This window comes from Prevotella conceptionensis 9403948 (genome assembly GCF_000312305.1).
In the GTDB taxonomy this organism is placed as follows: Bacteria; Bacteroidota; Bacteroidia; order Bacteroidales; family Bacteroidaceae; genus Prevotella; species Prevotella conceptionensis.
Window position 1 is genome coordinate 360,255 of sequence record NZ_HE999443.1, and the last position, 7,702, is coordinate 367,956.

The following is a 7,702-nucleotide window of genomic DNA, read 5'->3' on the forward strand; positions in this document are numbered from 1 at the left end:
TAGCGAGGTGGTGGCTGCGGTGATGCAGATGGCTGGCTACGAAATGTGCCAAGACGAAGCCGAGGCCGACGCCATCTTTATGAACACTTGCAGCGTGAGAGAGAATGCGGAGAACAAGATTTACAACCGACTTGACACGCTGCACGCCGAGCAAAAGAAGGGCCGAAAGGTGATTTTGGGCGTGCTGGGCTGCATGGCCGAACGCGTGAAAGACGACTTGATTGAAAACCACCACGCCCAGTTGGTGGCCGGACCAGACTCATATCTGAACCTGCCCGACATGATTGCGCAGGCGGAGGCGGGCAACAAGGCCATCGACATCGCCCTATCGAAGACCGAAACTTACAGGGATGTGGTGCCGAAACGCGTGGCATTGGCCAAGATTAGCGGCTTTGTGAGCATCATGCGCGGCTGCGACAACTTCTGCCACTATTGCATCGTGCCTTATACGCGCGGTAGAGAGCGGTCGCGCGATGTGGACAGCATCCTTAACGAGGTGCGAAACCTGCAACAACAAGGCTACAAAGAGGTTACGCTATTGGGGCAGAACGTTAACAGCTACCGATTTGTGAACGAAGAGGGACAAACAATAGACTTCCCCCAACTGTTGCGACTGGTGGCCGAGGCGGTTCCCACAATGCGCATTCGTTTCTCTACGCCCCACCCAAAGGATATGAGCGATGCCACACTGCGCGTTATCGCCGAGGTCCCGAACGTTTGCAGGCACATACACTTGCCCATACAAAGCGGTAGCGACAAAGTGCTGAAACTGATGAACCGCAAATATACCGTGGAATGGTATCTTAGCCGGGTAAAGGCCATTCGCGAGCTAGTGCCCGACTGCGGTTTGTCGACCGACATCTTTGTGGGCTATCACGGCGAGACGGAGGCCGACCACGAGGAGTCGCTCCGCATCATGCGCGAAGTGGGTTACGACTCGGCCTTTATGTTCAAATACAGCGAACGGCCTGGCACTTATGCCTCGAAACACCTGCCCGACGATGTTCCCGAAGACGTGAAGATACGTCGCCTGAACGAATTGATAATGGTTCAGAACGAGAATTCGGCTCGCGCCAACCACGCCGAGGTGGGAAATGTTCGCGAAGTGTTGGTTGAAGGTCCGTCGAAACGTAGTCGCGAACAGCTTTGTGGTCGAACCGAACAAAACAAGATGGTGGTGTTCGACAAGGGCAACCACCATATTGGCGAGTATGTAAAGGTGCGAATAACGGGCAGCACCAGCGCAACACTGTTTGGAGAAGCGGTAGACTAAATGGCGAGGCGATAGAAAATGCGGGGGCAAGCGGCAACAGGCTGCTTGTCCCCGCAATGGGTTCGTGCCCCTCTTTAAGACATCATAAATCGTATGTTTTTCGTGCGTAGTACTAAAAAATGCTGTATCTTTGCAGTAAAATCAATGAGATATGCTAGTAAATTTCACGGTTAAAAATTTTCGTTCGTTCAAAGAAGAACGCACGTTTAGCATGGAAGCCAGTTCGATAAAGGAACACGAAGAGGCTGTGATTAAAGCAGGCAATCATCGTCTGCTTCCGCTCACCATTATATATGGTGCAAATTCTAGCGGCAAGAGCAATCTCATTTCTGCCATTTACACCATGCGGAGAATGGTGATGGGTTCTGTAAGGCTGAACGAAAGCGACCCACTTCTTTATGTCCCCTTCGCCTTAGACGAGGTTTCTCGCTCGGTGCCCACGCTGTTTGAGGTGCAATTCATCCAGGCAGAAACCCACTATCGCTACGGATTTGAGTACACCCAAAAAGAAATTGTTTCGGAATGGCTGTACGAAAACAGGCTTGGCGAAGAGGAAGTGGAGCTTTTCGTCCGTTCGAAAAACGTGATAGAGGTTTCAGAAAAGGCCTTTCCTGAGGGCAGGGGTAAGGAAGATTTAACCAATGCGAACCGCCTATTTCTCTCACTTGTTGCCCAGTTAAAGGGCGAAAAGAGCAATGCTGTGATGGCGGGCATTGGCGAATGTAATGTGGTTTCGGGCATTGACACAAAAAGATACGATGAAATTACGCTTGCAATGTTCATGAAAGAACTGGACGGAGCGGACGAGGCGCAAGCGTTTTTTAAGGAACTACAATTGGGGTTCAACAGTTTCTCTGTGAAGAAGACCCATATTACAGCAGAAAAGCTGGCTAGCCTTCCAAAATTACAAAGGCAGCAGATGGAGAAAAATATGTCGGCACACACGCTTGTAGAAGCAATAACAGTCCATAACATCTATAATGAGGACGGACAAGTTATTGGCGAGAATGATTTTTACAGGGATGTTATGGAGTCTGAAGGGACAAAGAAGGTTATTGAGCTGTCTGGCCCGATTTTCGACACGCTCATTAATGGAAAGATACTCATTGTTGACGAGCTGGATGCCAGGCTACATCCGCTTTTAACCCGAAACATCGTGCTGCTATTTATGGACCCAGAGCGCAACAAGCATGGCGCACAGCTAATTTTCGCCACCCACGACACCAACTTGCTCGACCTATCCGTTCTACGGCGCGACCAAATATGGTTTGCAGAGAAAGACAAGGTGGAGAGTACCGACATCTACTCGCTTGTGGAATTTGAGGAAGATGGCCAAGAAGAACCAAATAACAAGCACGACATTGAACGCGATTACATTCGTGGGCGTTATGGTGCAATACCTTTTATCGGGAAAAATAACACAAGAAACTATGGGACACTCCAAAAACAATGAGCTTGAAAGGCTAAGGCAAGAACGCGGAAAATCGAGGGCAACGAATGGGCGTAAAGAGAAAGGACGCCAACGACAGGTGCGTTTCTTAATCGTATGTGAGGGCACTAAGACAGAGCCGTATTACTTTGAATCCCTAGTCCAGGGCAGTATGTCAGACGTCCGTGAAGTGGACATACAGGGAGTGGGCATGGGAACTGTCGCTTTGATTAAAGAAACGAAGGCAATAAAGCACGAATTGGAAAGAAAGAACAGCATGCACTTTGATAGGGTGTGGGTTGTTTTCGACAAAGACGATTTCAAAGATTTCAATCAAGCAATAGCAATGGCCGAAGGTTTGGGATATGGAAGTGCTTGGTCTAACGAAGCATTCGAGTTGTGGTATTGCTTGCACTTCATATTTCTCAACACAGGCATCAGCCGCTCTGAATACATCAAACAGATTGAAAAAGCCCTAAAACTTAAAACTGGGGATAACAGCTTTACATATACGAAAGGCAACCGAGACAATTACCACCTGCTTCAACAATATGGCAATGAGGATATGGCTAAACTGCACGCAGCCAGACTACGCAGATTATTCATCGGCACCAACTACGCTGCGCACAACCCGTGTACAATGGTGGACAAGCTTGTAGACGAATTGCAACATCCCGAATGTTTTCTCTAAACAACGCCATAAAAAACGCTAGGTATTGCGATTAAACGCTGGCGCCAACCTACTGCCCCATTTGCAGAACACGTTACATGTCGCATTGGCCTTTGTTGCGGCTGCGGGTTTAATTGTTTGGATTTGCCAAAACGATTAGTGACAACCCGCTTTATAGATGCGCAACGAGTTGCTTACATGTAGCGGCACTCCTTATATATATGGCACAATTCGTGGTTAAGAACAAGGCTTGTGGGATGGTTTTAAACCACCTGTTCGTAGAGAAAACGGACTTTTCAGGGTTAAATAAACAAGTATGAAGCACAATTTTAACGTGCATTTCCTTGCGATGTAAATAAAAAGAACTAAATTTGCTGCGTGAGACGAAATGTACTTCGCAGGCAAACAATGTGCTGTGGAGAACTTTGAATACATTCTGCCATGACAAAACGACACGAGCTAATCCCAATGGATTAAATTCCAACAGATATTCTTTAACAATTTAATTGTACTAACAAATGAATAAAAGCAATTTCTTAGTGAGCTGCGCGAAACATGTCTTCGTGTTCTCAGCAGTGTTGATGGCAAGCGTTGCCTTGTCTAGTTGTTCAAAAAGCGATGACGAAAGCGACGAACTTCCTATCAAGCAGAACACCGTAATTATAGACAAGGAGGAGAAGCCCATACTCCATGCTGGATACACGAATACCAGTGGTGCGAACGACTACGAATTCACTTTCTTTCTCTCGAAGGACTATACTGAGAAAGTAAAATTCTTGTACAACAAAAACTGGCACTGCAACAAAGACATAGACCTGACAAAGAGAGAAGAACGACATGGTGGAGTGTGGTACTGGTCAGTAGATTACCACAAGAAATATAAACAAATTATTGACACTGATGGTCAACCAAAAGCTCTCTATGGTTCAGATGAACCTATTCTACCTGTCTTTGACAAAGGCACTCTTCGTATCTCGGATGGTGAGGGCAACAATATCAAAATCCTGCTGAAAAATGGCAAAGTTGTTGGTGCTGACAACAAGCCACACACTATCACCATCCATTATGATGGTCCAAGACTAAAGTAAGGATGGCTACTGTTTGTCTTTAAACGTCGCAATGGTCAAACCATACACACAGCATTGCCCTGAAATGAGAAGAGAAAGGAGAAAGGGTGCAGCCTGATCTCACCAAATACAAGTCCTGTGCAACGGCATGTTGCACAGGACTTATTGTTAACATGGGCTGCCAAGTGGGCTGCAAGTGTTGGAGGCGCACACATTATTGCACGATACGCACTACAACTTGCATGGAACACATGTGCCTTCCAAGGCCGTTCCCTGCCTTCATCAAAGTTTCTTTCCCACATTCATCACGATTTCTGTCCTGCTTTTATCAAGGTTTCCTCCCCGCCTTCATCACGATTTCTTCCCTACTTCACCCAAAGCATGTTTTTCTTCGTCAAGAGAAACTTGTTCCCTATTTCAATGGGAACGTAAAATGTTTCTTGTCTTTTCCTTTCAGTCCCACGTAGTCCACCTCCATTCTGCCATTTGCGATGCGGCAAAGCAGATAGGTGTTGTTGCTGTTTACCAAGTTGGGGAAATGAATAACCTCATTCGGTTCCTGATAGCCAAAGGCGTGAAGATGGGCAGAGAGCATCACCGACACGTTCATCTTATTGAGTTCGGGCGTCAAAGTCTTCTGCATGTGATAAGGTCCGTGCCATTTTTGAAGTGTCGGTGGAATATGAGAAAACACAATTAAGGGATGTTTCCCAACCTGTTTACTTTCACGAAGACCACGCAACCATCTGGCCTCTTCCTCACGATACTGGTCGTAATTAACGATACCGCTATATTCAATGTCCTCATCGGGTTTGTCCTCGCCCGAATCAATAAACAAGAAATCTATACCCGCCACATGTTGCAAGCGATAGTACTTGCCATTGTTCGTGGGAAAATAGCGATAGAGATAATCGGCAAATTGTCCGCGTAGTTCATGATTACCGCGATTAAAAAATAAAGGCGTGTGCGTTGCAAACATACGTACGCAGGTATCCAAATAAGCCTCCATCATGTGTTGTTGGTTCCTCAAACGGTTAGACATGTCGCCATTGAGCAACACAAAGTCCAGTTTCTTAAAGTCTACATTCTTACACAAGTCTTTCATAAACTGCGCGCGTTCGTGAATATCGTTCAGCACAAGGAACGTCACTTCGCGCGGCTTTGCAGGGAAAGTCTTAAACTCGTACGGTTTTCCGCGCCACACATCGGTGCATGCCGTCTTTCCCAATGTAACCCAATCATCGTAGCGCCATTCGGCAACCTCTTGCGTAAACACCCGATAACGATACTTCGTATCAGGTTTCAAGCCCTCGATACGCACGCGATGCACACTATCCGTCAGCACCTTTCTTCCGGCCAACACATCGTAATAGCGTTGCCGCGCCCTCCCATAGAAATGGTCTGTGGAGTCGGGCGCAATCTCAACCCACGACATTCCAGGAACGTCAGTTACCCAAACAATTGTAGTACCCGTGCTGTCCATGTCGCAAATCCAAGGGCCATGCGTCACTTTAATGGCTTTGGCACCGACAGCAAACAGCAACATCAAGCTAAACAATAAACATCTCATGTGCTTTTTATTTAAATTCGTCAATAACATTCATCTTTAAGAAAACCCTATAAATCATACGAAAGACATGGCAGATGGTACCATTCACTGACTTATATAATATGGTGTGCGGCTGTCGCCCTTCCACGTCGCCTCTTTCTTTTGCAAGTCCTCACTATTCTTTCCCACCATTATTTCAAACGTTCCAGGTTCAACAACATATTGCATCGTGTTGTCCCAAAATCCCAAATCATGAGCATGGAGCACGAAGTCAACGCGCTTTGTCTGCCCCTTAGGAATGAAAACCTTTTGAAAACCCTTCAACTCCTTCACCGGTCTAACCATCGAGGCCACCTTGTCGGCCACATAAAGTTGCACAATTTCCTCGCCGTCAAAGCGGCCCGTATTGGTTACTTCGACAGAGACTTGCAGCGAACCATCGGCAGAGAACTGCTGCGGACATTGCATTTCGCCATACGAGAAGGTGGTGTAACTTAACCCATAACCAAAAGGATAGAGGTTTTTATTGGGCACATCAATATGGCGAACGGTCGAGCTATGGGGCATATCGCCAGGCCTTCCCGAACGTTTATAGTTGTAATAATTGGGTATTTGCCCCTCCGTAAGCGGAAAAGAAGTGGTTAACTTGGCCGAAGGTACGGCATCGCCAAAGAGAATATCGGCCACGGCATTACCGCATTGCGTACCTGGGAACCAAGCCTCCAGCAGTGCATCCGACTGCTTATCCACTTTCTCTAAACATAAGGGTCGCCCATTCATCAGCACAACCACAAGCGGTTTGCCAGCCTTACGCAGCGTATCGAGCAACGCTTGTTGCTTACCCGGCAAGCGAAGCACGGCCCTACTGCGCGACTCTCCGCTCATCAAGGCCTTCTCTCCCACAACGGCTATCACCACATCGCTATGCTTGGCGGCCTCGAAAGCTGCCGAAAACTCGTGCGTTGAAGGGTCTAAGAAGTTGCAACCCTGCACGTAGTTAAGCATAACATCCTTGCCCAGCTTATTTTTAATGCCGTCTAGTACAGTTACCACATCTTTTTCTTCACCCCGCGCTTTCCACGAGCCCATCACCTCAGAGCGATTATTTGCCAGCGGACCAACAAGCGCAATGCGTTTCGTTTGCTCAGAAAGCGGAAGGGTGGCGTTGGCGTTCTTCAACAACACCATTGATGCCGTGGCAGCCTTTCGGGCCAAAGCGGTAACAGATTCAGAGCGCACCTCACGGCGTTCGCGTTTCAAATCAAGAAAGCGATAAGGGTCGTCAAAAAGCCCTAAAACATATTTTGCTCGCAATATGCGTTCAACAGCGGCGTCTATCGCGTGCACATCGAGTTGCCCTTCACGCACAGCCTCCTCCAAACAACGGTTATATAGCCCATCGGTCATATCCATATCCACCCCTGCCCGAAAAGCCATCAGGGCCGCATCCTTATCTGTTTCGGCCACGCCATGCGCCTTCAACTCTTGCACGGCATTCCAATCGCTCACCACAAATCCTTGAAAATTCCACCGATTACGCAGCAGTTCGGTCATCAACCAACGATTTCCGGTAGCAGGAATGCCATTAACGCTGTTGAAAGCAGACATGAAAGTCCTTACGCCAGCATCTACACAAGCCTTAAAGGGCGGCAGATAAACCTCGGCCAAGGTAGACAGAGAGAGGTCCACCGGGGCATAATCGCGCCCTGCCTGC

6 protein-coding genes are annotated in these 7,702 nt (G+C 47.7%); 4 read left to right on the forward strand and 2 right to left on the reverse strand.

Going from position 1 to position 7,702, the window contains the following annotated elements; all coding sequences use genetic code 11:
- The 4 genes from miaB to BN93_RS01290 form a co-directional block, all read left to right on the forward strand.
- Positions 1 to 1,273 (forward strand): tRNA (N6-isopentenyl adenosine(37)-C2)-methylthiotransferase MiaB (gene miaB, locus BN93_RS01275; RefSeq protein WP_019186544.1); only part of this gene is annotated, 1,273 nt, incomplete at its 5' end.
- Positions 1,274 to 1,424: 151 nt separating this feature from the next.
- Positions 1,425 to 2,726: an AAA family ATPase gene (locus tag BN93_RS01280; protein ID WP_019186545.1), complete on the forward strand. Its 1,302-nt coding sequence runs from the start codon at positions 1,425 to 1,427 to the stop codon at positions 2,724 to 2,726.
- On the forward strand, positions 2,704 to 3,393 hold the full coding sequence (locus BN93_RS01285) for an RloB family protein (protein WP_044259352.1): 690 nt from the start codon (positions 2,704 to 2,706) through the stop codon (positions 3,391 to 3,393). Before BN93_RS01280 ends, BN93_RS01285 begins: the two co-directional genes overlap by 23 nt.
- 497 nt (positions 3,394 to 3,890) lie before the next feature.
- Positions 3,891 to 4,460 (forward strand): hypothetical protein, encoded by a 570-nt coding sequence (locus BN93_RS01290; RefSeq protein ID WP_019186547.1) that lies wholly within the window; start codon positions 3,891 to 3,893, stop codon positions 4,458 to 4,460.
- A 391-nt stretch (positions 4,461 to 4,851) separates the two neighbouring features.
- Here the strand turns inward: BN93_RS01290 and BN93_RS01295 are convergent, their stop codons facing one another.
- Positions 4,852 to 6,009, reverse strand: a complete 1,158-nt coding sequence (locus tag BN93_RS01295; protein ID WP_044259355.1) for an FN3 domain-containing metallophosphoesterase family protein — start codon at positions 6,007 to 6,009, stop codon at positions 4,852 to 4,854.
- A gap of 84 nt (positions 6,010 to 6,093) precedes the next feature.
- On the reverse strand, positions 6,094 to 7,702 hold a 1,609-nt coding region (locus BN93_RS01300; RefSeq protein ID WP_044259358.1), incomplete at its 5' end, for a glycoside hydrolase family 3 C-terminal domain-containing protein.